28 protein-coding genes and 3 tRNA genes are annotated in these 24,045 nt (G+C 73.1%); 10 read left to right on the top strand and 21 right to left on the bottom strand.

The window, feature by feature from the left end:
* Window positions 1-50: 50 nt before the first annotated feature.
* Genes AC4BG9_RS03525 through AC4BG9_RS03505 form a run of 5 tightly spaced genes read right to left on the bottom strand, consistent with a single transcriptional unit; the run spans window position 51 to window position 3,271 of the window.
* The gene (locus AC4BG9_RS03525; RefSeq protein ID WP_490569699.1) at window positions 51-626 is read right to left on the bottom strand and encodes a sugar O-acetyltransferase; all 576 of its coding nucleotides are present in this window, start codon (window positions 624-626) and stop codon (window positions 51-53) included.
* 46 nt (window positions 627-672) lie between these two features.
* A complete protein-coding gene (locus AC4BG9_RS03520) occupies window positions 673-1,698 on the bottom strand; it encodes an adenosine deaminase (RefSeq protein WP_490569698.1) in 1,026 nt (341 codons plus the stop codon).
* Between the two features lie 34 nt (window positions 1,699-1,732).
* Window positions 1,733-1,987, bottom strand: a complete 255-nt coding sequence (locus tag AC4BG9_RS03515; RefSeq protein ID WP_490569697.1) for a hypothetical protein — start codon at window positions 1,985-1,987, stop codon at window positions 1,733-1,735.
* A gap of 11 nt (window positions 1,988-1,998) precedes the next feature.
* Window positions 1,999-2,778, bottom strand: coding sequence for a DsbA family protein (locus tag AC4BG9_RS03510; protein ID WP_490569696.1), 780 nt, complete (start codon window positions 2,776-2,778; stop codon window positions 1,999-2,001).
* Window positions 2,735-3,271, bottom strand: a complete 537-nt coding sequence (locus tag AC4BG9_RS03505) for a MauE/DoxX family redox-associated membrane protein (RefSeq protein WP_490569695.1) — start codon at window positions 3,269-3,271, stop codon at window positions 2,735-2,737. Before AC4BG9_RS03505 ends, AC4BG9_RS03510 begins: the two co-directional genes overlap by 44 nt.
* A 101-nt stretch (window positions 3,272-3,372) precedes the next feature.
* Here AC4BG9_RS03505 and orn point away from each other — a divergent pair, with 101 nt between their 5' ends.
* On the top strand, window positions 3,373-4,047 hold the full coding sequence (gene orn / locus AC4BG9_RS03500) for an oligoribonuclease (protein ID WP_490569694.1): 675 nt from the start codon (window positions 3,373-3,375) through the stop codon (window positions 4,045-4,047).
* A 42-nt stretch (window positions 4,048-4,089) separates the two neighbouring features.
* A tRNA-His gene (locus tag AC4BG9_RS03495) sits at window positions 4,090-4,165 on the top strand.
* Between the two features lie 130 nt (window positions 4,166-4,295).
* On the opposite strand, the gene AC4BG9_RS03490 is transcribed toward AC4BG9_RS03495, so the two are convergent.
* Window positions 4,296-6,455 (bottom strand): ATP-binding protein, encoded by a 2,160-nt coding sequence (locus AC4BG9_RS03490; protein ID WP_490569693.1) that lies wholly within the window; start codon window positions 6,453-6,455, stop codon window positions 4,296-4,298.
* A gap of 126 nt (window positions 6,456-6,581) precedes the next feature.
* On the opposite strand from AC4BG9_RS03490, the gene AC4BG9_RS03485 reads away from it, so the two are divergent.
* The 4 genes from AC4BG9_RS03485 to AC4BG9_RS03470 all read left to right on the top strand — a co-directional run bounded on the left by AC4BG9_RS03485 (window position 6,582) and on the right by AC4BG9_RS03470 (window position 10,352).
* Window positions 6,582-8,150, top strand: a complete 1,569-nt coding sequence (locus AC4BG9_RS03485) for a phytoene desaturase family protein (protein WP_490569692.1) — start codon at window positions 6,582-6,584, stop codon at window positions 8,148-8,150.
* Entirely contained in the window at window positions 8,147-9,373 is a 1,227-nt protein-coding gene (locus AC4BG9_RS03480; protein WP_490569691.1) for a glucose-1-phosphate adenylyltransferase family protein, read from the top strand. The genes AC4BG9_RS03485 and AC4BG9_RS03480 overlap by 4 nt, the downstream gene beginning before the upstream one ends.
* 71 nt (window positions 9,374-9,444) lie before the next feature.
* Window positions 9,445-9,517: transfer RNA gene (locus tag AC4BG9_RS03475), tRNA-Lys, on the top strand.
* A gap of 106 nt (window positions 9,518-9,623) precedes the next feature.
* Window positions 9,624-10,352: a B3/B4 domain-containing protein gene (locus AC4BG9_RS03470; protein WP_490569690.1), complete on the top strand. Its 729-nt coding sequence runs from the start codon at window positions 9,624-9,626 to the stop codon at window positions 10,350-10,352.
* Here the strand turns inward: AC4BG9_RS03470 and AC4BG9_RS03465 are convergent.
* The 6 genes from AC4BG9_RS03465 to AC4BG9_RS03440 are packed head-to-tail and all read right to left on the bottom strand — an operon-like array spanning window position 10,343 to window position 13,459.
* Window positions 10,343-10,642, bottom strand: a complete 300-nt coding sequence (locus AC4BG9_RS03465) for a GroES family chaperonin (protein WP_490570212.1) — start codon at window positions 10,640-10,642, stop codon at window positions 10,343-10,345. The genes AC4BG9_RS03470 and AC4BG9_RS03465 overlap by 10 nt on opposite strands.
* 43 nt (window positions 10,643-10,685) lie before the next feature.
* The gene (locus AC4BG9_RS03460; RefSeq protein ID WP_490569689.1) at window positions 10,686-10,937 is read right to left on the bottom strand and encodes a DUF3618 domain-containing protein; all 252 of its coding nucleotides are present in this window, start codon (window positions 10,935-10,937) and stop codon (window positions 10,686-10,688) included.
* Window positions 10,934-11,689 carry an energy-coupling factor ABC transporter ATP-binding protein gene (locus AC4BG9_RS03455; RefSeq protein ID WP_490569688.1) on the bottom strand — a complete coding sequence of 252 codons (756 nt, stop codon included), beginning with the start codon at window positions 11,687-11,689 and terminating at the stop codon, window positions 10,934-10,936. The genes AC4BG9_RS03460 and AC4BG9_RS03455 overlap by 4 nt, the downstream gene beginning before the upstream one ends.
* A 25-nt stretch (window positions 11,690-11,714) precedes the next feature.
* Window positions 11,715-12,383: a cobalt ECF transporter T component CbiQ gene (gene cbiQ / locus AC4BG9_RS03450; protein WP_490569687.1), complete on the bottom strand. Its 669-nt coding sequence runs from the start codon at window positions 12,381-12,383 to the stop codon at window positions 11,715-11,717.
* Between the two features lie 3 nt (window positions 12,384-12,386).
* Window positions 12,387-12,770, bottom strand: coding sequence for a PDGLE domain-containing protein (locus AC4BG9_RS03445; protein WP_490569686.1), 384 nt, complete (start codon window positions 12,768-12,770; stop codon window positions 12,387-12,389).
* The gene (locus AC4BG9_RS03440) at window positions 12,767-13,459 is read right to left on the bottom strand and encodes an energy-coupling factor ABC transporter permease (protein ID WP_490569685.1); all 693 of its coding nucleotides are present in this window, start codon (window positions 13,457-13,459) and stop codon (window positions 12,767-12,769) included. Before AC4BG9_RS03440 ends, AC4BG9_RS03445 begins: the two co-directional genes overlap by 4 nt.
* Before the next feature lie 50 nt (window positions 13,460-13,509).
* On the opposite strand from AC4BG9_RS03440, the gene bcp reads away from it, so the two are divergent.
* From bcp to AC4BG9_RS03425, 3 genes are all read left to right on the top strand, one after another.
* Complete coding sequence (gene bcp / locus AC4BG9_RS03435) at window positions 13,510-13,986, top strand: thioredoxin-dependent thiol peroxidase (protein WP_490569684.1); 477 nt, start codon at window positions 13,510-13,512, stop codon at window positions 13,984-13,986.
* A 14-nt stretch (window positions 13,987-14,000) separates the two neighbouring features.
* Window positions 14,001-14,082: transfer RNA gene (locus tag AC4BG9_RS03430), tRNA-Leu, on the top strand.
* A gap of 98 nt (window positions 14,083-14,180) precedes the next feature.
* Window positions 14,181-15,062 (top strand): bile acid:sodium symporter family protein, encoded by an 882-nt coding sequence (locus tag AC4BG9_RS03425; RefSeq protein ID WP_490569683.1) that lies wholly within the window; start codon window positions 14,181-14,183, stop codon window positions 15,060-15,062.
* A gap of 4 nt (window positions 15,063-15,066) precedes the next feature.
* Here AC4BG9_RS03425 and rdgB read toward each other — a convergent pair whose 3' ends face one another.
* From rdgB to murI, 7 genes are all read right to left on the bottom strand, one after another.
* Window positions 15,067-15,693, bottom strand: a complete 627-nt coding sequence (gene rdgB, locus AC4BG9_RS03420) for an RdgB/HAM1 family non-canonical purine NTP pyrophosphatase (protein WP_490569682.1) — start codon at window positions 15,691-15,693, stop codon at window positions 15,067-15,069.
* Window positions 15,686-16,444 carry a ribonuclease PH gene (rph, locus tag AC4BG9_RS03415; RefSeq protein ID WP_490569681.1) on the bottom strand — a complete coding sequence of 253 codons (759 nt, stop codon included), beginning with the start codon at window positions 16,442-16,444 and terminating at the stop codon, window positions 15,686-15,688. The genes rdgB and rph overlap by 8 nt, the downstream gene beginning before the upstream one ends.
* Before the next feature lie 38 nt (window positions 16,445-16,482).
* On the bottom strand, window positions 16,483-17,196 hold the full coding sequence (locus AC4BG9_RS03410) for an IclR family transcriptional regulator (RefSeq protein WP_490569680.1): 714 nt from the start codon (window positions 17,194-17,196) through the stop codon (window positions 16,483-16,485).
* Window positions 17,197-17,293: 97 nt separating this feature from the next.
* Window positions 17,294-18,079 carry an ABC transporter permease gene (locus AC4BG9_RS03405; RefSeq protein ID WP_490569679.1) on the bottom strand — a complete coding sequence of 262 codons (786 nt, stop codon included), beginning with the start codon at window positions 18,077-18,079 and terminating at the stop codon, window positions 17,294-17,296.
* Complete coding sequence (locus AC4BG9_RS03400; protein WP_490569678.1) at window positions 18,076-18,996, bottom strand: ABC transporter ATP-binding protein; 921 nt, start codon at window positions 18,994-18,996, stop codon at window positions 18,076-18,078. The genes AC4BG9_RS03405 and AC4BG9_RS03400 overlap by 4 nt, the downstream gene beginning before the upstream one ends.
* 67 nt (window positions 18,997-19,063) lie before the next feature.
* Window positions 19,064-19,825, bottom strand: coding sequence for an MBL fold metallo-hydrolase (locus AC4BG9_RS03395; RefSeq protein WP_490569677.1), 762 nt, complete (start codon window positions 19,823-19,825; stop codon window positions 19,064-19,066).
* Window positions 19,822-20,652, bottom strand: coding sequence for a glutamate racemase (gene murI, locus AC4BG9_RS03390; RefSeq protein WP_490569676.1), 831 nt, complete (start codon window positions 20,650-20,652; stop codon window positions 19,822-19,824). The genes AC4BG9_RS03395 and murI overlap by 4 nt, the downstream gene beginning before the upstream one ends.
* 124 nt (window positions 20,653-20,776) lie before the next feature.
* On the opposite strand from murI, the gene AC4BG9_RS03385 reads away from it, so the two are divergent.
* A complete protein-coding gene (locus AC4BG9_RS03385) occupies window positions 20,777-22,015 on the top strand; it encodes an alkaline phosphatase family protein (RefSeq protein ID WP_490569675.1) in 1,239 nt (412 codons plus the stop codon).
* A 33-nt stretch (window positions 22,016-22,048) separates the two neighbouring features.
* Here the strand turns inward: AC4BG9_RS03385 and AC4BG9_RS03380 are convergent, their stop codons facing one another.
* Both AC4BG9_RS03380 and AC4BG9_RS03375 read right to left on the bottom strand, forming a co-directional pair.
* Window positions 22,049-23,026: a DUF3152 domain-containing protein gene (locus tag AC4BG9_RS03380; RefSeq protein ID WP_490569674.1), complete on the bottom strand. Its 978-nt coding sequence runs from the start codon at window positions 23,024-23,026 to the stop codon at window positions 22,049-22,051.
* Window positions 23,027-23,049: 23 nt separating this feature from the next.
* On the bottom strand, window positions 23,050-23,997 hold the full coding sequence (locus AC4BG9_RS03375) for a PLP-dependent cysteine synthase family protein (RefSeq protein WP_490569673.1): 948 nt from the start codon (window positions 23,995-23,997) through the stop codon (window positions 23,050-23,052).
* Window positions 23,998-24,045: the final 48 nt, after the last annotated feature.

Genomic DNA, 24,045 nt, shown 5'->3' with positions numbered 1-24,045 from the left:
TCGCCCACGCCGAGAATCTCAGGATTCGGAACCGCTCGGCCCGGGAGGACTCAGAGCCGGCGGATCACCTTAGCCGGCTGCCCCACCGCGAGCACGTCGGCCGGGAGGTCGGAGACCACCACCGCGCCGGCACCGACGACGGTGTTCTCCCCGATGGTCACGCCCGGGCAGACGATCACCCCGCCACCCAGCCAGACGTTGTCGCCGATGGTGATGGGGGCCGCGCCCTCCCACTTGTCCTTGCGCTGCTGCGCGTCCAGCGGGTGGGTGGGGGTGAGCAGCTGCACGTGCGGCCCGATCTGGACGTCCGCGCCGATGGTGATCTGGGCGACGTCGAGGGCGGTGAGGCCGTAGTTGATGAAGGTCCGGGGCCCGATGGTGATCCGGTCGCCGAAGTCGAGGTAGACCGGCGGACGCAGGTCCACCTCCTCGCCGACCTCCCCGATCAGCTCCTCCAGCAGCCCGCGCCGGGTCTCGGGGTCCGCCGGGTCCGAGGCGTTGTAGGCCGCCATCCGCTGCTGGGCGGTCACCGCCATCGCGGCGATCTCCCGGTCGGTCACGTAGGGCTGGCCGGCGAGCATCCGCTCCCGCATCGTCATCACGCCGGGCAGGTCGCTGGTGGTCATGGCGCTCACGCTAGACGACGCCCCGACCCGCACCCGACGCCGGCGCTCACCCGGCGGCGTACGCGTCGATCTCCTTCAGCAGCCGGGCCCGCACGTCGTCGGGGGCGAACGAGTCCCGTACGGCGTCCTTCGCCAGCGCGACCACGCCCCGGTCGTCGAGCCCCAGCAGGTCGGCGGCGATCTGGTACTCCCGGTTGAGGGAGGTGCCGAACATCGGCGGGTCGTCGGAGCTGACCGAGAACCTCACCCCGGCGTCCCGGAAGGCCACGATCGGGTGCTCGGCAAGGCTGGCCACCGCCCGGGTGGCCACGTTGGAGGACGGACAGACCTCCAACGGGATCCCGGCCTCGGCCAGGTGCGCGAGCAGCGCCGGGTCCTGCGCCGCGGTCGTGCCGTGCCCGATCCGGTCCGCACCCAGCCGCTCGAGCGCGTCCCAGATCGTCTGCGGGCCGGTGGTCTCCCCCGCGTGCGGCACCGACCGCAGCCCCGCCGCCCTGGCGGCGGCGAAGTGGGGCTCGAACTGCGGCCTGGGCACCCCGATCTCGGGACCGCCCAGGCCGAAGCCGATCAGCCCCTCGGGCGCGTGGTCCAGCGCGTAGGCCAGCGTCGCGTCCGCGGCGGGGATCCCGGCCTCGCCCGGGATGTCGTAGATCCAGCGCAGCACCAGGCCGAAGTCGCGCTCGGCCGCGAGCCGGGCGTCCTCGATCGCCTCGGTGTAGGCCTCGATCGGCATCCCACGGCCGGGCTCGTGCGGCCGGACGCTGGTGTACGGCGTGCAGGTGAGCTCGGCGTACCTCACCTGCTGCCCGTGCGCCATCTCCCGAGCGACCTCGTAGGTCAGCAGCCGCACGTCCTGGGGGGTGCGCACCAGGTCCACGACGGCCAGGTAGACCTCGATGAAGTGGGCGAAGTCCCGGAACTCGTAGAACGCCGCGAGCTGCTCGGGGTCCGAGGGCACGGTGCCGGGGTGACGCTGCGCCAGCTCCGCGACGATGCGCGGCGAGGCCGAGCCGACGTGGTGGACGTGCAGCTCGGCCTTGGGCAGCCCGGCAATGAAGGAGGAGAGACTCACGCGGGCCAGTCTCCCCCGGAACCGCCGCCCCGGCTCAGTGGAACCACAGCGCGAGCGCCAGCGGCGTCAGCCCTGCGAGCAGCCACGGCGTCAGCAGCGAGAGCTGGTTGAGCACCCGCACCCCGACGATCGCCAGCAGGCACACGATGGTCGCGATCGCGGAGAGCACGGGGAACGCCCCCGGGTTCTCCACCGTCAGCGCCAGGAGCACCAGGCCGCCGGCGAAGTGGGCGGCGGTGGTGAGCACCAGGGCGGAGATGATCCACTTCTGAACTCGTTCGACCTGCATCTGTCCCCCGCTCAGCCGAGGGAGGCGATGAGCTCGGACGGGTCGCCCCCGAACGGCTTGCCGTCGACCAGGACGGTCGGGGTGCTCTGCACGCCCTCGTCGAAGGCGTGGCGGGTGGCGTTCTCCACCCACAGCTCGTAGGTCATGTCCTCGATGCCGTCGCGGATCTCCGACTCCTCGGCCCCGGCCTCGACGGCGAGGTCGATGAGCCACTCGTCGTCGGGGAGGTCGCCGGACTCCCCCGGCTGCTGGGCGAAGAGCAGGTCGTGGAACTTCTTGGCCACCTCGGGACCGGAGCGGTCCAGCACCACGCCGAAGGCGTTGGCGGCGCGCTTGGAGTAGTCGCCGATCCGCCCGAGGATCTCGATCGGGTAGTACTTCACCTGCACCTTGCCCTCCTCGGCCGCCTCGGCCAGCGGCTCGGCGGTGGCGATCTCCAAGGAGGCGCAGCCCGGGCAGAGGAAGTCCTCGTAGATCTCCACCGTGGTCGGGGCGGAGTCGTCACCGATCGCCAGCGCGTAGTCACCGGTGGTGTTGGCCGGCACCGCGGCGTTCTCCCGCTTGTCGTCCTCGTTCTTCTGCCAGAGCAGGACGCCGCCGATGATCGCGACCACCAGGAGCACGATGCCGCCCACGATGAGGCGCTCGTTGCGCTTCCTCTTCTGCTGCTCGCGCCGCAGCGCCTCCGCCTGCCGGGCCGCCTTCTCCCGGCGGGCCTCTCGCCTGGCCTGCTGAGCGGCCTTCTCCTCAGCCCTGGAGCGGGTCGGCTTCTTCTTCGGCGGGTTCGCCATCGTCGTTCCTTTCCACAATGCGCCCCTCGGGGCGGAAGATCAGGTTGTCCAGCGCCAGCCGGGTCCGGGGCCACCGGACCAGCCACGCCGAGGCCAGCAGCAGGGCGACGTCCCGGGCGATCTCCCACGGGTACTCGGAGGAGGCTCCCTCCTTCGCACCGCCGCCGCCGAAGCAGCCGCAGTCGATCTCCAGGCCGCGCGCCCACGCAGAGGCGATGCCCACGATGAAGGCGGCGAAGAGCACGGCCGAGAGCACGGCACTGGCGCGGGTCAGGACCCCGAGGATGAGGCCGACCCCCACCACCACCTCGATCGTGGGCAGCAGCACCCCCAGGGTCGGCACGATGCCCTCGGGCAGGAGGTCGTAGGCGCGGATGGCCCGCGCGCTCTCCAACGGATCGGGGAGCTTCAGCGCGCCGGCGACCACCCAGACGCCACCGGTCACCAGACGGGCGACGGTGCCGATCCAGGGCCAGACTGCGTGGTGCTGCACGTGCCTCACCCTAGTCGCGGTGGCTGAACGGCACCTGAGGACCCCGGGGCCCGACGACGTGAGTCCGGCCACCTTCCGCCCGGGCCGTTAGGGTGAACGCCGTGAGCGACAAACTGGTGTGGATCGACTGTGAGATGACGGGCCTCGACCTCGGGGCGGATGCGCTGATCGAGGTCGCCGCGCTCGTCACGGACTCCGACCTCAACGTGCTGGGCGAGGGCGTGGACCTCATCATCAAGCCGCCGGCCGAGGCGCTGGAGCAGATGGTGGAGTTCGTCCGCTCGATGCACGAGACCTCGGGGCTGCTCAAGGAGCTCGACGGCGGCATCACCATGGCCGATGCCGAGGAGCAGGTGCTGGCCTACATCCGCGAGCACTGCCCGGAGGGCTCCCGGCCCCCCTTGGCCGGCAACTCCATCGCGACGGACCGGGCGTTCCTGGCGCGCGACATGCCGACGCTCGAGGGTCACCTGCACTACCGCAACATCGACGTCTCCTCGATCAAGGAGCTCTCGCGGCGCTGGTTCCCCCGGGCCTACTTCTCCTCCCCCGCCAAGCGCGGCAACCACCGGGCCCTGGCCGACATCCAGGAGAGCATCGAGGAGCTGCGCTACTACCGCGAGGCGGTCTTCGTCGCCCCGCCCGGCCCGGACTCCGCCACGGCGAAGGAGATCGCCGCCAGGCACGCCGGAGCGCTCACCGGCCTGGGCGAGGAGCAGGGCACGGCAAAGCCCGCGACCGGCGCCGCCCCCGATGCGGACACCGCCACCGAGTAGGGCTACACTGTTCCCCGGCCCCGGCACTGTCGGGGCCTCATGGTGGGCGTAGCTCAGCTGGTAGAGCGCCGCGTTGTGGTCGCGGATGTCGCGGGTTCAAGTCCCGTCGTTCACCCCATGGTGATCTCCCCGGAGATCCGCGCAGGGCCGGACCGCGAGGTCCGGCCCTGACGCATTTCCGGCCCTGCTGCATTCCCGGGACTGCCGCGTCTCCCGGCGCTGCTGCGTTCCCCGCCCGCCTCGACGGGTCAGCTGGCGAGGCTGGCGGCCGGGCCCGCGTCGGACGTCGGCTGCGCGTCGTCCGGCGCGTCGTCCGGCGCGTCGTCCGGCGCGTCGTCCTCGTGGCCGGCCTCGGCCGCGGCCAGCTGGACGTGCACCGCGTCGGCTCCCTCGAGGGGCAGCATGACCCGGAAGGTCGAGCCGACGCCGTGGCCGGACTCGACCTCGATGAGACCGCCGTGGGTCTCCACGATGGCCCGGGCGATCGACAGGCCCAGCCCGCTGCCCTGGGTGGCGCGCTCGTGGGCGACGCTGGAGCGGAAGAAGCGCTCGAAGAGCTGGGCCTGCTCCTCGGCGGGCACCCCGATCCCCGTGTCGCGCACGGCCAGGACGGCCGCCTGCCCCTCGACGCCCAGCGAGATCTCCACCCTGCCCAACGGGTCGGTGAACTTGATCGCGTTGCCGAGCAGGTTGACCAGCACCCGGCCGAGCCGCTCCTCGTCGCCGGTGACCAGGACCTCCTCGTCGGGCAGCGTCAGCGAGCAGGCGATCTCCGCGGCCAGCATCGCCGGCGCCATCTCCTCGTGGGCCTGGGCGACGACGTCGCGCAGGTCGAGCTGGCAGGTCGCCACGGCCAGGCTGCCGTCCTGGATCCGGGAGAGCATCAGCAGGTCGTCGATCAACGACAGCAGGCGGCGGCTGTTGCCCTTGACCCGGCCCAGCGCCTGGACCTGACCGTGGTGCAGCGGGCCGAAGCCGCCCTCCTCCAGCATCTCCAGGTAGCCCAGGATGCTGGTGATCGGGGTGCGCAGCTCATGGCTGACCCCGGAGACGAAGGAGTCCTTGACCGCGTCGATCTCGCGCAGGTGCTCCAGGGCGGTCCGCTCGACCTCGAGGGCCTCCTCCAGCAGCCGCTGCTCCTTGACCCGCTGGGTGACGTCCTCACCGGTGCTGACGTAGCCCACCGCCCGGCCGTCCTCGTCGAGGAGCTGCGAGATCGCCAGCTGGAGGGTCCGCACCTCGCCGTCGCGGTGCAGGAACTCCATGTCGACCGCGCCGCGCCCGGGCTCGGAGAGCGTGGTGGCGACCGACTCGAAGTCGTTCTCCACCCCCAGGAGTGCGGCCAGGCGCGTCACCTCCTCGGCGGAGTGGAACAGGCTCGGGGACCGCCCCAGGACCTCCTCGGGGCGGTAGCCCAGCAGGGCCTGCGCGCCGGGGTTGAACAGGTCGATGTGGCCCCGACCGTCGGTGCCGATGATGGCGATGCCGGAGGCACCCTGGACCAGCTGCTCCACCTTGGCCTGCTCGCGACGGGCCTGCCAGCTCTCCCGCCGCTGGGCGCCGACCGCGATCGCGAACGGGATGCAGGTCAGCGCGCAGGCGCAGATCAGGAGGGACAGCGTCACGCCGAGCATCTCGGCACGCACGGGACCGGTGCCGGCGGCCGCGGCCATCGGGCCGAAGCCCTGGACCGTCATCGAGTGGGCGATGATCGCGACCACCATGAGCTGGACGACCGTCTCCCTCATCGGCGCGCGCAGGGCCGCCCACCCCAGGGCGGGGATCAGCACGAAGGCCAGGCTGACCGGCAGCTCCAGCGGCGAGAACACCAAGATGGCCCCCGCGACGGTCAGCACCCACTGGGCCACCCGCTCGGTCAGCGGCGCCACCCCCGGGAACCGGGGTCTTCCCATGAAGTGCGGCAGGAGCACCAGGTAGGAGGCGATCTGCGGCACCCCGACGGCCAGGAGGATCACCCACCACTCGGCCAGTCCGGTGGCGGCACCGACCGCCGCGCAGAGGGAGGCCGCCACCAGGGCGCCGCCGACGCTCGAGCCGACGAAGTACTTGAAGTCCTCCTCGTTGAGCAGGGCCGGCCGGCGGCGACCGCGCAACGTCACGCCCTCGGCCACCAGGACCGCCCCGAGACCCGCGGCGAGACCCCAGCCGAGGGCGACGAGCGGCTCGCGGCCGTTGGCGAGGTAGAGCCCGCCGGCGAGGGCGGAGAGGATGAGGGCCAGCGCGGGCCGGGTGGGGCGCGGCACGACCAGCAGCGCCCCGGCCATCAGGCCGACCGGGAACGCCTCGGCGATCAGGGTCGACTCGGGCTGGGACCAGAGCACGTAGTGCCCCGCGAGCACGAAGACGAACAGGACGAGGGCGAGCCCGACCTGGTTGCGACGTGCCATCGGACCCTCCTCCCGGGCGCAGCGATGCCGACGGTCCCGAGACTAAACTCACCGGTAACCGGGTGGCGACCTTTCCGGCGAGGGATCACCCGATCGGTGGACTAGGTTGACCGAGTGACTACGGGCATGGCTAGAAATGACTACGACGTCGTGGTGATCGGGGGCGGACACAACGCCCTGGTCTCCGCGGCCTCCCTGGCGCGAGCGGGACTCTCGGTGCTCGTCCTCGAGCGTCTCCCCCACCTCGGCGGCGCCGCGGTCTCCGCCGAGGCGTTCCCGGGCCTGCCGGCGCGGCTCTCGCGCTACTCCTACCTGGTCAGCCTGATGCCCGAGCAGCTGATGGCCGACCTCGACCTCGACGTCCGGCTGGTCTCGCGCCGCACCGCCTCCTACACGCCGTACCGCCGTGACGGCCGCGCCGCAGGCCTGCTCGTGGAGCGCCCCGAGCAGGAGGCGACCAGGGCCTCCTTCGCCGCCCTCACCGGCGGCGACGAGGAGTACGCCGCCTGGCGCGACTTCTATGCCGAGGTCGGCGCGATGGCCCGCGCCATCGCCCCCACCCTCCTCCAGCCCCTGCCTACCGAGCGGGAGGTGGCGAGCCTCGTCGACCCGGTGGTGTGGCGCGAGCTGGTCACCGAGCCCCTCGGCGCCGCCCTGCGGCGGCGCTTCCGTGACGAGACGGTGCGTGGCGTGGTGGCCACCGACGCGCTGATCGGCACCTTCGCCTCCCTGGAGGACCCGTCGCTGGTCCAGAACCGGTGCTTCCTCTACCACCTGCTCGGCAACGGGACCGGTGAGTGGCGGGTGCCGGTCGGCGGCATGGGCTCGGTCACCGACGCACTGGCCAAGGCAGCCGCCGGAGCGGGAGCCGCGCTCGTGACCGGTGCCGGCGTGAGCGCGGTGCGCAGCGCCGGCGACGGCGCCGAGGTGACCTGGCACGACGGTGACCGCGAGCACGGCGTGACCTGCCGCCGCGTGCTCTCCGGGGTCGCCCCCTGGGTGCTGGAGATCCTGCTCGGCTCGCCCGAGGAGGCGGCCTCGAAGCCGTCGGGCTCGCAGCTCAAGATCAACCTGCTCCTCGAGCGCCTGCCGAGGCTGCGCTCCGGGGTGGACCCGGAGGTCGCCTTCGCCGGGACCCTGCACGTGGCCCAGGCCTACGACCAGCTCGAGGCCGCCCACGCGCAGGCGGCGGCCGGGCGGATGCCCGACGTGCTCCCCGGCGAGGTCTACTGCCACTCGCTCACCGACCCGTCCGTCCTCGGCTCGCTGGCCGGCACCGGGGCGCACACCCTGACCTACTTCGGGCTGCACACTCCCGAGGCCCTCTTCGAGGGAGATCGCGAGGCGGCGCGTGACCTGGCGGTCGAACGGGCACTGGATGCTCTAGACGAGCACCTGGAGGAACCCGTGCGCACCCTGCTGATGACCGACGCCGACGGCCGGCCCTGCCTGGAGGCCAAGGTGCCCCAGGACGTCGAGGCCGACCTGGCGATGCCCGGCGGCCACATCTTCCACGGCGACCTGGAGTGGCCCTGGGCGCCGAACCGGTCCCGGCTGGAGACACCGGCGCAGCGCTGGGGCGTGGCCACCGACCGCGACGCGGTGCTGCTGTGCGGCTCCGGGGCGCGCCGCGGCGGTGCGGTCTCGGGGATCGGCGGGCACAACGCCGCCCAGGCCGTCCTGGAGGAGCTGTGAAGGACGACGTGCTGGCGCTGGTCCAGGCCGGCGGCCAGGGGTCGCGGATGGACGTGCTCACCCGGGAGCGGGCCAAGCCCGCCCTGCCCTACGGCGGCACCCACCGCCTCGTCGACTTCGCGCTGAGCAGCATGGTCAACTCCGGCCTGCGCGACGTGTGGGTCAGCCTGGAGTACCAGGTGGCTTCCATCGACGAGTACCTCGCGGGCGGCCGCCCCTGGGACCTGGACTCAGGCCGCGGCGGCTTCCGCCGCGTGGTGCCCCAGACCGGCAGCGGCCCGGCCACCGAGGACGGCTTCGCCTTCGGCAACGGAGACCTGCTGCTGCGGATCGCCCGGGACCTCGAGGCCCGCGCCGCGAGCACCCTGGTGGTCACCAGCGCGGACCACGTCTTCAACGCCGACCTGCGCGAGCTGATCGCCGAGCACCAGTCCTCGGGTGCCGCCGCGACGGTGCTGACCAGCGAGGTGACCAAGAAGGAGGCCTCGCAGAACGTCGTCGTCGAGGCGCGGCGCGACGGCACCGTCACCGCGGTGACCCCCAAGCCGTCGCGGCCCTCCTCCGGGACCGTGGCCACCGAGGTCTTCTTCTACCAGACCGCCCCCCTGCTGGAGGCCCTCTACCGGTTGCGGGCCGAGCTCGCCGGCACGGCGGAGGGCGACGACAGCGGGCTCGGTGACTTCGGCGACCACCTGCTGCCGGACCTGGTGGACCGGGGGCTGGTGCGCGCGGTCGGGCTGCCCGGCTACTGGCGCGACCTCGGTCGGCCGGAGGCCTACCTGCAGGGGCACCGCGACCTGATCGACGGCCATGTCGACGTCTTCGACCAGCCGGACCGTCCGGTGCTCACCCACTGGACCGACCGGGGGCCGGGACGGGTCCGTCCCGGCGGGGAGCTTGCGGACAGCCTGCTCTCCCCCGGCTGCGACATCGCCGGCACCGTGCGCCGCAGCGTGCTCGGCCCGGGGGTGGTGGTCGAGGCGGGCGCCGTGGTGGAGGACGCCGTGCTCTTCGCCGGCACCGTGGTACGACGCGGCGCCCGGGTGACCACCAGCGTGCTCGACGACCGGGTCGAGGTCGGCCACGACGCCGTGGTCGGCGTCCCGCCGACCGCGCGGCTGGCCCGCGACGAGGACGTCGTCCTGATCGGGCGGGACTCCACGGTCGCGCCGCGGACCTCGCTGGCCGCGGGCGCCAGGCTGGAGCCCGGGTCCACCGCCTGAGAGGGCCTCTGACCGACCCTCGATTTCTCTCCCGTCGCCCCCGCTGGTAGTGTTCCTCTCGCTTCACGCACGCGCCATTAGCTCAATTGGCAGAGCAGCTGACTCTTAATCAGCGGGTTCGGGGTTCGAGTCCCTGATGGCGTACAGAAGAGGGCCCCTCACCCGGATCACCGGGTGAGGGGCCCTTCTGCATGTGCGCTCCCGGCCGCGGCCTGTTGCCCCGGGCGGGGCCCTGGTCGAGAGTGGGGGCATGACTGCTGCGACCCGTGACCTCGAGGAGTTCCTGGAGGGCGCCCGGGTCGACCCGGCCGTCCTCGACCTGCGTCCCGACTACCGCGCCCTGCTGGTCGCGGTCAGCGGGCTCACCCCGGCGGCGAGCGACACCGAGAGCGAGGAGCTGCTGCTGGCCGCCGAGGGCGCGGCCCGGGAGGCCCTGGCCCGGGGCCCGGTCCAGGACCTGGCGCACGTCGCCGCCTGGCGCGAGGCCTACCGCGCCTTCGGCGCCAAGCCGCAGCGCACCCGCAACAGCCTGGAGGCGCTGCTGCGTCGCGCCCCCGACGGGCTCCCCCGGGTCAACCGGCTCACCGACCTCTACAACGCCGTCTCGGTGCTGCACCAGGTGCCGCTGGGAGGGGAGGACCTCCACCGCTACACGGGCTCACCGCAGCTGGTGCGCGCCACCGGGGTCGAGCCCTTCGACACCCTGGCCCAGGGCGAGCCGGTCACCGAGCACCCGGAGCCGGGCGAGGTGGTGTGGCGCGACGACGCCGGGGTGACCTGCCGGCGGTGGAACTGGCGCCAGGGCCGGCGCACCCAGCTGCGCGACGACACCACTGCGGCGCTCTTCATCCTCGACGCGCTCGACCCGATGACCGACGAGCAGCTCCACGCCGCCGCCGACGACCTGCTCCGGCACCTGGGCCACGGCGCGGGCACCCTGGTGGGCGCCCGGCGGCTGCTCGGCGCCGCTCAGAGATAGAGGCCGGTGGTGCCGCCCTCGATCCGCTCGGCGGCCACGGCGTGCACGTCGCGCTCGCGCATCACGACGTAGACCTCGGCGTTGACCTCGACCTCGGCCTTGTCCTCGCTGTCGAAGAGCACCCGGTCGCCCACCTGCACCGCCCGGGCGTGCGGCCCGGTGGCCACCACCCGGGCCCAGCTGAGCCGGCGGGCGCCCATCGCGGCGGTCGCGGGGATGACGATGCCGCCGGTGGAACGTCGCTCGCCCGCGTCCTGGTCGAGCTCGACCAGGACCCGGTCGTGGAGCATCTTGATCGCGACCCCGGAGGAATCGCTCGCCCGACGGGTGGGGTCAGTCACGTGCGATCTTGCGGATCACGGCGAAGAGCAGGACGACGCCCGCCACCCCCGCAGCCGCCTTGAGGATGTTGTCGGTGCGCGGCGCGCCGGTGTCGAGATCCACGAAGTGCGCCTTCACCGAGGTCACCTCGCGGTTCACGATCGTCTTCGGGTGGGCGCGGTAGAGCAGCTGGTCGATGGTGTCGGCCAGGCGGTCTCGGGTCGTCTCGATCTCGCGCTCGAGCGCGGACACGTCGTTGGTCACTCTGGAAGGTTACCAACCAGGGCGGGGTCGAAGCCGAACGGCAGTTCCAGGCGGTGCCTGGCCATCAGCTCCCGATCGGTCAGCACGTCGTACGTCGCGCCGTCAGCCACCACCACCCCCTCGCTGAGCACCACCGCGCGGGCGCAGAGCTCCAGGGCGTAGGGCAGGTCGTGGGTCACCATCAGCACGGTGATGTCCAGGGAGCGGAGGATGTCGGCGAGCTCGCGGCGGCTCGCCGGGTCGAGGTTGGAGCTCGGCTCGTCGAGCACCAGGATCTCCGGCTGCATCGCCAGCACGGTGGCCACCGCCACCCGGCGGCGCTGGCCGTAGGAGAGGTGGTGCGGCGGCCGGTCCGCGTGGTCGGCCATGCCGACCGCCTCCAGCGCCGCGAGCACCCTGGCGTCCAAGTCGGCGCCGCGCAGGCCCAGGTTGGCCGGGCCGAAGGCGACGTCCTGACGCACCGTGCCCAGGAAGAGCTGGTCGTCGGGGTCCTGGAAGACGATGCCCACCCGCCGGCGGATCTCCTTGAGGTTCTCCTTGGCCACCGGCAGACCGCTCACGCGCACGCTCCCGGCCCCCGCGGTCAGGATGCCGTTGAGGTGGAGCACCAGGGTGGTCTTGCCGGCCCCGTTGGGCCCCAGCAGCGCCACCCGCTCGCCGGCGTGGACGTGCAGATCCACCCCGAAGAGCGCCTGGTGGCCGTCGGGGTAGGCGTGGGCGAGGCCCCGGACGTCGAGGACGGGCTCGCTCATCTGCGCCTCCCCGCGTCGTCCCGCGTCATCGCGGCAGCGTCCCGTCGTAGCCTCGCGACAGCATCGCCAGGTGGACCCGTTCGCCGCGCTCGTAGGAGCGGATGAACAGGGCGCCCAGCGACCGGGCCAGCATCGGCCAGTGGCGCGGTGAGCGCGGGTCCGCCCCGCGCGAGCGCATCGCCGTCGTCATCCGGCGCAGCTCCTCCAGCACCACGCTGAGGTAGCGGACCATGAAGCCCATGATCTGGACCAGCAGGTCGGGCATCCGCAGGCGCGCGAGCCCGCGCAGCAGGTCGGCCGGCTCGGTGGTGGCGGCGAGTGTCAGCGCTGCCAGCACGCCCAGGGTGCCCTTGACCAGCAGGCCCCAGGCGGCGAGCAGGCCGGGCTCGGAGAGGGCGATCCCGAGCACCTCGACCCGCGGGCCCGTCGCCACGAAGGGCACCAGCAGGGCGAAGACCACGAACGGCACCTCGACCACCATCCGCCGCGCCAGGTAGCCCGGCGGCACCCCGGAGACGGCGACCACGGCGAGCAGGACGAGTGCGTAGCCGACGAAGACGGCGTACGCGTCCCGAGGGGTCGCGACCACGACCAGCATGAAGACCAGCACCCCGGCGATCTTCAGGTGCGGCGCGGCCCGGTGCACGGGGCTGTGCCCGTGGTGATGCAGCAGGTGACCGTGCTCGGCGCCCATCGGCTACTCCCGGCCCGCGGAGGGCCGCAGGGCGCCGTCGTCGGCCTGGGGGTGGTCGCGCTGATCCCGGTCGCCCCGGCCCTGCAGGGCCCAGAAGAGCCCGCCGGCCAGCAGCAGCACCACCAGCGAGCCCAGGACCCCGGCCATGCCGGAGCTCAGCCGCTCGTCCTCGACCCCCTCGACCTGGTAGTCGGCGAAGGGGCCCTCCCCCGCGGCGTGCTCCTCGGCGGTGTCCAGGAAGCCGGTCTGCTCCGCGACGTGCTCGAGACCGTCGGGACTGCTGCTGGCGTAGTAGCTCACGAAGCCGGCGACCAGCAGCGAGACCAGCAGGAAGACCACCAGGAACCGGCGTCCACGCCGGCTCTCGTGCTCGGGCGACCTGCTCATCCCCTCGCCCCCGGCTCCCGGATCTCGAGCGCGTGACGCTGCAGCAGCGGCCGCGCTCCGTGGACCAGGTCGGGGCGGACCGCCACGACGCTGGCGACGACCATGCCGGTGACCAGGGCCTCACCGATGCCGATCAGCCCGTGCCACCCGAGCATCGCCGCGAGCACCTTGCCGGTCTCCACCGGCGCGGTCCCGCCGACGGCGAAGAGCGCGGTGAAGACCAGGGCGGCGGCCGGGACGCTGACCAGTGCGGCGAGCGCGGCGGCCGGGACGACCGAGGCGGTCCGCTTGGGCAGCACGGCACGCGCCGCGACGAAGACGCACCAGCCGACGGCGACGGCGACCAGCGACAGCAGCGTGATGTTGGTGCCCAGGGCGGTGATCCCCCCGTCGGCCATCATCAGCGCCTGGACGATCAGGACGACGCTGATGGCCAGGACGGCGGTCCACGGACCGGCCAGGACGGCCGCCAGGGCCCCTCCCATCAGGTGACCGCTGGTGCCGGCGCCCACCGGGAAGTTCACCATCTGGCCGGCGAAGACGAACGTCGCGACGAGCCCCGCCATCGGCGCGGTACGGTCGTCGAGCTCCCGACGGGCACCGCGGAGCGCCACCGCGATCCCGGCTGCGGCCACCGCTCCGGTCGCCACCGAGGTGGGCGCGTCGAGGAATCCGTCGGGAACGTGCATCCCCCCACCGTACGCTCTTGCAAACGATTTGCATCTAGGAGATCCCGCTCTTGAACCACCGTCTCTCCCCCGGCGACCCCGCCCCCGACTTCACCCTCACCTCCGACACCGGGGAGCAGGTCTCGCTGGCCGACCTGCGCGGGCGCCGGGTCATCGTCTACTTCTACCCCGCGGCGATGACGCCCGGCTGCACCAAGCAGGCGTGCGACTTCACCGACTCCCTGGCCTCGCTGCAGGCGGCGGGCTACGAGGTGGTGGGCATCTCCCCCGACAAGCCGGAGAAGCTGGCGAAGTTCCGCGAGCGCGACGCGCTGACCATCACCCTGCTCTCCGACCCCGAGAAGGAGACGCTGCGCGCCTACGGGGCGTTCGGCGAGAAGAAGCTCTACGGCAAGACCGTGGAGGGGGTCATCCGCTCCACCGTCGTGGTCGACGCCGAGGGCAAGGTCGAGCTGGCGCAGTACAACGTCAAGGCCACCGGGCACGTGGCGAAGCTCCGCCGTGACCTCAAGCTGGACGCTGCCTAGACTCCCCCCTCGTAGCCGAAGTGGTGGAACTGGCAGACACGCAGGTTTTAGGTACCTGTGCCTTCGGGTGTGCGGGTTCGAGTCCCGCCTTCGGCACTCGCGAGCGACGCGTCAGGAGATGAGCGGCCGGCACGGTCGACCGACGCGTGGGCTCACCCTTCCCACCATGTGACGCGAGCCACTACGTTCCGGCCATGGATTCCGCGCTCACCACCATCGGACTGCCGATCGCCCTCGGCATCATCATGTTCGGCCTCGGCCTCGACCTCACCCTCGGGGACTTCCGACGGGTCGCACGGACCCCCAAGGCGGTGACCATCGCGCTGGGCTGCCAGCTGCTGCTCCTGCCGCTCCTCTGCTTCGGCCTCGTCGTCGTCTTCGACCTCCCCGCCCTGCTGGGGATCGGCATGCTGCTGCTGGCAGCGTCACCGGGCGGCACCACCGCGGCACTCTTCAGCCACCTGTTCCGCGGCGACGTGGCCCTCAACATCTCCCTCACCGCGATCAACTCGGTCATCGCGGTGATCACCCTCCCGCTGATCACCGGCGCCGCGATCGCCTACTACGACCGGCAGGACGACGTGTCGATGCCGCTGGTGGAGATCGTCAAGGTCTTCGCCCTGATCATCCTGCCGGTGGGTCTCGGCATGCTGGTCCGGGACCGCCGCCCCAGCTTCGCCGAGGCGATGGACAAGCCCGTGCGGATCGGCTCCGCGGTGATCCTCGCGGTCCTGGTCGTCGGCATCCTCGTCGACCAGCGCGCCGACGTCGGAGGCTACGTGGCCGACATCGGCCTGGTCACCGCCCTCTTCTGCGCCCTCAGCCTCGTCATCGGCTACGCGGTGCCGCGGGCGCTGGGAGTCTCCGGGCCGCAGTCGATCTCCTCGTCGATGGAGATCGGGGTCCACAACTCGACGCTGGCCATCTTCGTCGCGGTCGAGGTGCTCGACTCCACCGAGATCTCGGTCCCTGCGGCCGTCTACTCGATCGTCATGTTCGTCTTCGCCGCGGTGTGGGGCTCGTGGGTCTCGCGGCGGGTGGCGGCCGACGAGCCGGTCGCCGCCCCCGTCGGCTGAAACCTCAGCCCAGCGCCTCGGCCACGACGGGTGCGAGCGCTCGGAGCGCCCGCCCGCGGTGGGAGATCCGGTCCTTCTCGGCCGGGTCGAGCTCGGCGCTCGTCAGGCCCTCCTCGGCGTGCTCGTCGGCGACGAAGAGGACGTCGTAGCCGAAGCCACCCTCACCGCGCAGCTCCCGGATGATCCGGCCGTCCATCCGCCCGAGCACGACGTGCTCCTCGCCCCCGGGCAGGCAGAAGGCCACCGCGCAGGCGAAGTGCGCGGTCCGGCGCTCGTCGGGCACGTCGCGCAGCTGGGCGAGCAGGAGCGCGTTGTTGCTGGCGTCCACCTCGGCCCGCTCGCCGGCGGCCGAGCCGCTCCAGCGGGCCGACAGCACGCCCGGCATGCCGTTGAGCGCGTCGACGCACAGGCCGCTGTCGTCGGCGATCGACGGCCGGCCCGTGGCGGCCACGGCCGTGCGGGCCTTGAGCAGCGCGTTGCCCTCGAAGGTGGGCTGGTCCTCGACCGGCTCGTCGTAGCCGGCCACGTCGTCGAGGCCGAGCACCACCACGCCGGGCACCTGCTCGGCCAGGATGCGTTGCATCTCGGCGAGCTTCTTGGCGTTGCGGGACGCGAGGAAGACCTCAGGCACCGGCGCCTCCGGGGAGCGGCGCGGCCAGCGCCTCGTGCTGCAGGCGGGTGAGGTCGGCGCACCCCTTCTCCCCCAGCCGGAGCAGCGCGTCGAGCTCGGCGCGATCGAAGGCCGCACCCTCGGCGGTGCCCTGGACCTCGACGAACTTGCCCTCGCCGGTCATCACGATGTTCATGTCGGTCTCGGCCCGCACGTCCTCCTCGTAGGGCAGGTCGAGCCGGGGCACGCCGTCGATGATGCCGACGCTGACGGCCGCCACCGAGCCGGTCAGCGGCTCGCCGCTCAGCGCCCCCGTCGAGCGCAGGTGGGCGATCGCGTCGGCGAGGGCCACGTAGGCCCCGGTGACCGCAGCGGTGCGGGTGCCGCCGTCTGCCTGGAGCACGTCGCAGTCGAGCTGGATGGTGTTCTCGCCGAGGGCCTGGTAGTCGATCACGGCCCGCAGGGAGCGGCCGATGAGCCGCGAGATCTCGTGCGTCCGGCCACCGATCCGGCCCTTCACCGACTCCCGGTCGGAGCGGGTGTTGGTCGCCGAGGGCAGCATCGCGTACTCCGCGGTCACCCAGCCCAGGCCCGAGCCCTTGCGCCACCGCGGCACCCCCACCGAGGCCGAGGCCGCGCAGAGCACGCGGGTGCGACCGAACTCCACCAGCACCGAGCCGGCCGGGTGGTCCTGCCAGTTGCGGGTGAAGCGGATCTGGCGCAGCTCGTCGTCGGCTCGTCCGTCGGCGCGGGTCTTGGCGGTCTCACTCATGGCCTCGACCCTAACGGGCGACCTCGGCGCCGGCTCGGTCAGGCGACCTCTTCGGCTGCGGCGCGCAGCAGGTCGACCAGCTTGTCGTGGTCGCGCATGATGTCGGGCTCCGGCCCCACCAGGGCGACCGCCGCCGGCCGCTCCGGGGAGAGGCCCATCCACGGCAGGGCCAGACCGGCCAGACCGGGCATGGTCCACGAGCTCTCCACCACCGGGACACCGAGGCGCAGGCGCTCGATCAGGGCGTGCACCTCGTCGGGGCCGGTGGGGACGCCGGGGCCGCGCAGCGGCCACGGCGAGAGGTCCAGGTGCTGGGCCACCTCCTCGGTGGGCAGCTGGGAGAGCAGCGCCAGCCCGCCGGCCGAGGCCCACAGGTGCTCGGGGGGCTCCCGCAGGGTCGGCAGCGTCGGGAGGCTCTCGCTGGGCGCGAAGGCCAGGGCGTGGGTGCGCCGCTCGCGCAGCTGGAGCACCGCGGCGCTGTGGCCGGTCAGGTCGCGCAGGGAATGGGCCAGCTCGAGCGCCCGGCCCAGCAGCGGCCGGGTCAGCGGGTCGGCGCCGAGGTAGAGCGCCCGGGGCCCGAGGACGTAGAGACGGCCGCTGCGCTCGACCCACCCCTCGCGCATCAGGGCGTGCAGGACGCGGGAGACACCGGCCTTGTCGACCCCGAGGCGACGGGCCACCTCCGAGACGCCCAGCGGCTCCACATGGAGCATCTCCAGGGTGCGGAGTCCACGAAGCAGGCTGGCCGACATGCCCGCATCCTAGGGGCTCGGGCGCTCGGCTGGTGGACGAACCCGTCACCCGGCGATCCGGAGCCGGCCGTGGAGCCGGCTCCGGATCGCCTGACGGCTACTTGACCTCGGCCCGCAGCAGCCGGATCCAGCCGAGCACGAACGGGATGAGGATCCACAGCAGCGCGGTGGTGCCCAGCTGTGCCCACTCCTCACCGCTCAGGTCGATCTCGGCGCCGAAGAGCGGCATCTGGGCGGTCCCCAGGTCGAGCCAGGCGGCCACGTCGCGCAGCGACTCGACCAGGCTGAAGACCACGTTCATCACGATGGGCAGGCCGAAGAAGGTCACGATGGCCGCAGGCGTGTTGAGCCAGAGCAGGCCGTACGCCAGCCCCTGGAGGATGGTGACCAGCTGGAGGAGGAGGAACGGCAGGGTGTCGCTCCACCCGAAGTCTTCGAAGCCGGCCTCCGCGCCCCCCAGCAGGGTGGCCAGCGCGGCCAGCACCATGGCCGCGACGAACGCCCCGACGCCGAAGATCATCGCGGCGACCGTCTTGGCGCCGATCACCCGGGACCGCGACGGCTCCAGCGCGAAGGTGACCATCGCGGTGCGCTGGCTCCACTCGCTGGTGACCAGCAGGATGCCCAGCACCGGCAGCAGCAGGCCCTGGGGGGTGGCTGCCGCGGCGACGAAGTTGCCGAAGACCCGGTCGTCGGCGTCGGAAACCAGGAAGACGATCACCATCACGAGCGCCGTGATGGCCACGATCGCCCCGACCAGCCAGAGACCGGCGCGGGTGTCCCAGGACTTGCGCAGCTCGACCTGGACCAGGCGGGTGAAGGGGACCGCGGGGGTCTCGCTGATGTCCAGCGTGCGCGGGTGCAGGTGGTCGGTGGTGCTCATGCGTTCGCTCCTGTGTCGGTTCCGGCGACCTGGTCGCGCTGGGTCTCGCCGGTGAGCTCGAGGAAGATGTCCTCCAGCGAGCCGCCCCCGCGCCGCAGGTCGGTGAGGACCACGCCTGCCTCGAGGGCGATGCGCCCCACGTCGACCGGCTCCGCGTCGACCCGCAGGCCGTCGCCCGCCGGCGAGACCTCGAGGCCCTTGCCGCGCAGCGCGTCGGCGAGCGCTCCGTTGTCGAGCGAGACGACGAGGGTGGCGCTGCCGCGGCCGGCCAGCAGCGAGCTCTTGTCGCCCTGGGCCAGGATCTTGCCGCGGCCGATGAGGACCAGCTCGTCGGCGACCATCTCGACCTCGTTGAGCAGGTGGCTGGAGAGCAGCACGGTGCCCCCACGCTCGGCGTAGCCGCGCAGCAGGTCCCGCATCCAGCGGATGCCCGCCGGGTCGAGGCCGTTCGCGGGCTCGTCGAGGATCAGCACCGAGGGGTCGCCCAGCAGGGCGTGGGCGATGCCCAGGCGCTGCTTCATCCCCAGCGAGTAGTCGCGCAGGCGGCGACCGGACTCGCTGGGCGAGAGCGAGACCATCTTCAGCATCTCCTCGACCCGGGAGTCGGGCAGCCCCATCGTGGTGGCGCCCAGGTGCAGGATCTCCCGCCCGGTGCGGCCGCCGTGCTGGGCGCCGGCGTCCAGCAGGACGCCCACGTGCCGGCCGGGGTTGGGGATGTCGCGGTAGTCGTGCCCGCCGATGCTCACCCGTCCGCTCGTGGCGGAGGTGAGCCCCACCATCACCCGCATCGTGGTGGTCTTGCCGGCGCCGTTGGGCCCCAGGAACCCGGTCACCCGGCCGGGCTCGCAGGTGAAGCTCACGTCGTCGACGGCGAGGAAGTCGCCGTACCTTCTGGTCAGTCCCTGCACTTCGATCATGGTGGACAGCCTGCCCTAGGTGTCCACCGGATTCCCGCTCCGGGGGGGATGGCGCGTCCGGACGGGCCTAGGCCCGAAGCTCGACGACCTGCCCGGGGCGGGCCAGCTCCGAGGGGCCGGTGAAGACCTCCCGGGCCTCCCCCAGCACCACCTGGGGGTCGTGCCACGGCGGGACGTGGGTCAGCAGCAGCCGACCGGCCCCCGCCTTCGCGGCGAGCAGCCCGCAGTCCCGACCGGTCAGGTGCAGGTCGGGCGGGTTGTCGCGCCCCTCCTCGAACGAGGCCTCCGCGAGCAGCAGGTCGGCCCCCTGGGCCGCCCGGGCCAGCGGCTCGCACGGCCCGGTGTCACCGGTGTAGGTGATCGTCGCCCCGTCGCCGCTGACCCGCAGCGCGTAGGCCGTCACCGGGTGGACGACCCGCACCGCCTCGATCTCGAAGGGCCCGAACCGGAACGACTCGTCCCACTCGCGGAAGTCGAACTCCTCGGTCATCCCCGGCTCCAAGGGCAGGTCGTAGGCACGAGCCATCCGGTCGGCCGTGCCCCGGGGGCCCCAGACCGGGATCCGCGGCTGGGCCCCGGCGGGGTGGTACCTGCGCAGCACGTGGTAGCCGCACAGGTCCAGGCAGTGGTCGGCGTGCAGGTGGGTCAGGAGCACCGCGTCGATGGCCAGCGGGTCCGCGTAGCGGTGGAGCGCACCGAGGGCGCCGTTGCCCAGGTCCAGCAGCACCCGCCAGGTCCGTCCGTCGTGCTCGGCCTCCACGAGGTAGCAGCTGGCCGGCGAGTCGGGGCCGGGATAGGAGCCGGAGCACCCCACAACGGTGAGCCTCATGCCATCCCTCCGACGAACTGGTGCGCGGTCCGCAGCTCCGGACCGAGGAAGCGACGTCCGATGCTCTCGAACTCCGAGGTGGCCCCGGTGGTCAGGAAGGTGTACGTCGCCTCCCCACCCTCCCGCATCAGGCCCGCGGTGGCCAGCATCCGGTAGACGTCCTTGGCGCACTCCTCGGCCGAGCTGACCAGGGTGACCTGGCCGCCCATCACGTAGGAGATGACTCCGGTCAGCAGCGGGTAGTGGGTGCACCCCAGGACCAGCGTGTCGACCCCCTCGGAGACCAGCGGGTCGAGGTAGCCGTGGACGACGGAGAGCAGCTCGTCGCCGCCGGTGACCCCCGCCTCCACGAAGTCGACCAGCGCCGGGCAGGCACGGACGTGCAGGTCGATGTGGGGTGCGGCGGCGAAGGCGTCCTCGTAGGCCATGGACTCGGCCGTCGCGCGCGTGCAGATGACCCCGATCCGGCCGGTCCGGCTGGCCGCGACCGCGCGGCGGGTGGCCGGGTAGATCACCTCGACCACCGGGACGTCGTAGCGCTCACGCGCGTCGCGCAGCATCGCGGCGCTGGCCGAGTTGCAGGCGATGACCAGCGCCTTCACCCCGAGCCCCACGAGGTGGTCGAGGCACTCCAGCGCGTACTCGCGCACCTCGCCGATCGGCTTGGCGCCGTAGGGCTGGCGGGCCGTGTCGCCGAAGTAGACGATCGACTCGTGGGGCAGCTGATCGATGACCGAGCGGGCCACGGTCAGGCCGCCGAACCCCGAGTCGAAGATGCCGATCGGGGCGTCGGTCACCCCGGGCGCTGTTGAAGACACAGTCGGCAAGGCTAGATGCTTGAGGTCCCCGGGTCACCCGACCGCGATCCACGTCACCCATCGCCTGGGTCACACTCCGCCCGGGCCGCGTCGCTGCCCGGCTCGTGCGCTCCCACGGGATACCGTCACGAGTGTGACCTCCGCCTCCCGCCGCACGCCCGGGCGCCGCACGGCCGGACGCCGCACGGCCGGACGCCGCACGCCCGGCCGATCCCTCGCGCGGACGGTCCCGCCCGCGTGCCGCCGCGTGCCGGCGCTCGTGGCCGTCGTCGTGGCTACCGTGCTGGCCGGCGCCGGGGCGGTGCCGGCGGCCCCGGTGGTCCCGGCGTCTCCGGCCGTGTCGGCGGTCCCGGCGGTCCCGGGGCTCCCGGGGCTCTCGGGGCTCTCGGGGGGAGCCACCGCACTGGCCCCCTTCCCCGGCACCGAGGCGACGCCGCCGTCGGCGCGCTACGGCGCCGTCGCCTCGGTGCTGGCGGTCTCGGTCGACGGCCTCAACCCCCGCGCCCTGAGCCGTCTCGGGCGCCGCGGCGCCCCGAACCTCCACCGGCTCCTCGACGAGGGCGCCTCCACGCTCAACGCCCGCACCCAGGTGGAGATGACGCTCACCCTGCCCAACCACACCGGCATGGTCACGGGTCGGCGGATCTCCGCCCGCTCCGGCGGGCACGGTGTCACCTGGAACGACGACCGGCGGCACCCCAGGACCGTCCAGCGAGCCGCCGGACGGCGGATCGAGTCCGTCTTCACCGCCGTCTCCGACGCCGGCGGGTCGACCGCGCTCTTCGCCAGCAAGACCAAGTTCTCGCTGTGGAAGCGCTCCTGGTCCGACGACCTCGACCGCGTGGAGATCGAGCTCGACAACGGTGCGCTGGTGAGGTCGTTGCTGGCCGACATCCGCGCCGGGGACCGCGCGTTCCGCTTCCTCCACCTCTCCGCGCCCGACTCGGCCGGCCACCGCCACGGCTTCATGGGGCGCGCCTACCTCGGGGCCGTGCGCAAGGTAGACCGGCTCCTCGGGCGGGTGCTCCGGGCCGTGGACCGGGGCCCGGCCGGGACGGAGGCGGTGCCGACCGCCGTGGTGCTGACCGCCGACCACGGGGGCGATGGCGCGGGTCACTCCCGCCCCGACGACCTCACCAACTACCGGGTGCCCTTCGTGGTCCGGGCCCCCGGCGTGAGCCCGGGCGCCGACCTCTACGAGCTCAACCCCGGCTATGCCGACCCCGGTCGCCGACGGCCCGACTACGCGGCGTCCCGGCCGCCGGTGCGCAACGGGATGCTCGCCAACGTCGCCCTCGGCCTGCTCGGCCTGTCCCCGGTCCCGGGCAGCCAGCTGGGCGTGGACCCACCCCTGCTGCTCACCGGCCCCTGAGTCCGCGCCTGCGACTCGTCGCTCCCCGAGCCGCTACCACTCCGCCGGCGTGGGCCAGGGGTTGAACCGGCACCCGCCGGTCCCCTTCGACTGCTGCATCATCACCGGGGCCGGCCGTCCCGGTGACGAGCAGCCGCGGTGGCCGTGTCCCAGCCAGTGGCCGGTCTCGTGGTTGACCACCATGTGGCGGTAGTCGCGCAGGCTCCGGCGAGCGGCGTTCCAGGCCGGTGAGGCGCCCCGCCACCGCGCCTGGTTGATCACCACGTAGCGACCCGCCCGACAGCTCCACGTGCTGCTGCAGACCGGGGCGAACCTGGGCACCCAGGAGGCCTCGGCGAGCACCAGGCTGAGCTGGCCCCCGCTGGGCACCCGGCGCAGCTCCACCCCGGCGGCGCGCCAGCCCCGCGGGTCGTCGAAGGTCTGCTGGGCCAGCCGCGCGAAGGCGGCCACGTCGGAGACGTCTCCGCGCGTCTCCACCTGGTAGGTGACCACCCGCCGGACCGGCACCCGGTGCCGCACCGGCGCGGTGGGACGGGAGCGGGCGATCCCGACCGGCAGGCCCTTCACCCGGACCCGCACCTCGACGCGGAGGCGCGCCCCCACGTCGGCGGGGCGGATCCGGTAGCGCCGGTCACGGGCTCCGGGGATCGGCACCCCGTCGCGCAGCCAGCGGTACCGGGTGACCTGGCGCCGAGGGGTCCAACGGCCGGGGTGGGCCCGGAGGGTACGGGTCCAGCGGGCCTCCCCCCGCACCTCCGGCGCCCGCGTCGCCTCGGGGGTCGTCGGGGGCTCGGGCACGGGCGTCGGCAAGGGCGTCGGCAAGGGCGTCGGCAGGGGCGTCGGCAGGGGCGTCGGCACCGGCCCGGGAGCCGGCGTCGGGTCCGGCACCGGCTGGGGAACGGCGCCGGCCGGTCCCGCGGCCAGGAACGCGAGCAGGAGGAGCGGTGCGACCAGGGCGGGCAGCAGCGCGCGGCCGGCCGCGGCCGGGCGGGGCGGGAGCCAGGACCACATGGGACCCCACCCTAGAGCCCGGGCTAGGCCCAGAGCTGCCCCTCGAGACGGTCCTCCGCCTCGTCGACCGTGCCCTCGTAGGCACCCGTGGAGAGGTACTTCCATCCCCCGTCGGCGACCACGAAGGCGATGTCGGCGCTCTCCCCGGCCTTGACCGCCTTGGCGGCCTGGCCGAGGGCGGCGTGCAGGATCGCCCCGGTGGAGACGCCGGCGAAGATGCCCTCGAGCTCGAGCAGGTCGCGGACCCGGCGCACCGCGTCGCGCGGACCGACGCTGAACCGGGAGTCGATCAGGGACGCGTCGTAGAGCTCGGGGACGAACCCCTCGTCGAGGTTGCGCAGGCCGTAGACGAGCTCGCCGTAGCGGGGCTCGGCGGCGACGATGCGCACCTCGGGCTTGGCCCGGCGGAAGAACCGGGAGACCCCCATCAGCGTGCCGGTGGTGCCCAGGCCGGCGACGAAGTGGGTGATCTCCGGGAGGTCGGCGAGGAGCTCGGGGCCCGTCCCCTCCTCGTGCGCCAGGGCGTTCCCGGGGTTGCCGTACTGGTAGAGCATGACCCAGTCCGGGTGCTCGGCGGCGAGCCCCTTGGCCACCCGGACCGCCTCGTTGGACCCGCCCGCGGCCGGCGAGGAGACGATCTCGGCCCCCCACATCCGCAGCAGCTGGCGGCGCTCGGAGGAGGTGTTCTCCGGCATCACGCAGACGATCCGGTAGCCCTTGAGCTTGGCGGCCATCGCCAGCGAGATGCCGGTGTTGCCGCTGGTCGGCTCCAGGATCGTGCAGCCGGGGCGCAGCGTGCCGTCGGCCTCGGCGATCTCGATCATCTTCAGCGCCGGACGGTCCTTGATGGAGCCGGTCGGGTTGCGGTCCTCCAGCTTGGCCCACAGCCGCACCTCGGGACTCGGGGAGAGCCGGGGCAGGCCGACCAGGGGCGTGCCACCCACCGAGGCGAGCAAGTTGTCGTGGCGCATGGTCACCAGCCTTTCACGAGGCCTCCGGCAGGCACGAGCGGGCCGCGG

The sequence above is a fragment of the Nocardioides sp. Z40_12 genome (assembly GCF_058215795.1).
The sequence above is the reverse complement of the archived record's forward strand: the minus strand, read 5'-3'. Positions and strand labels throughout refer to the sequence as shown.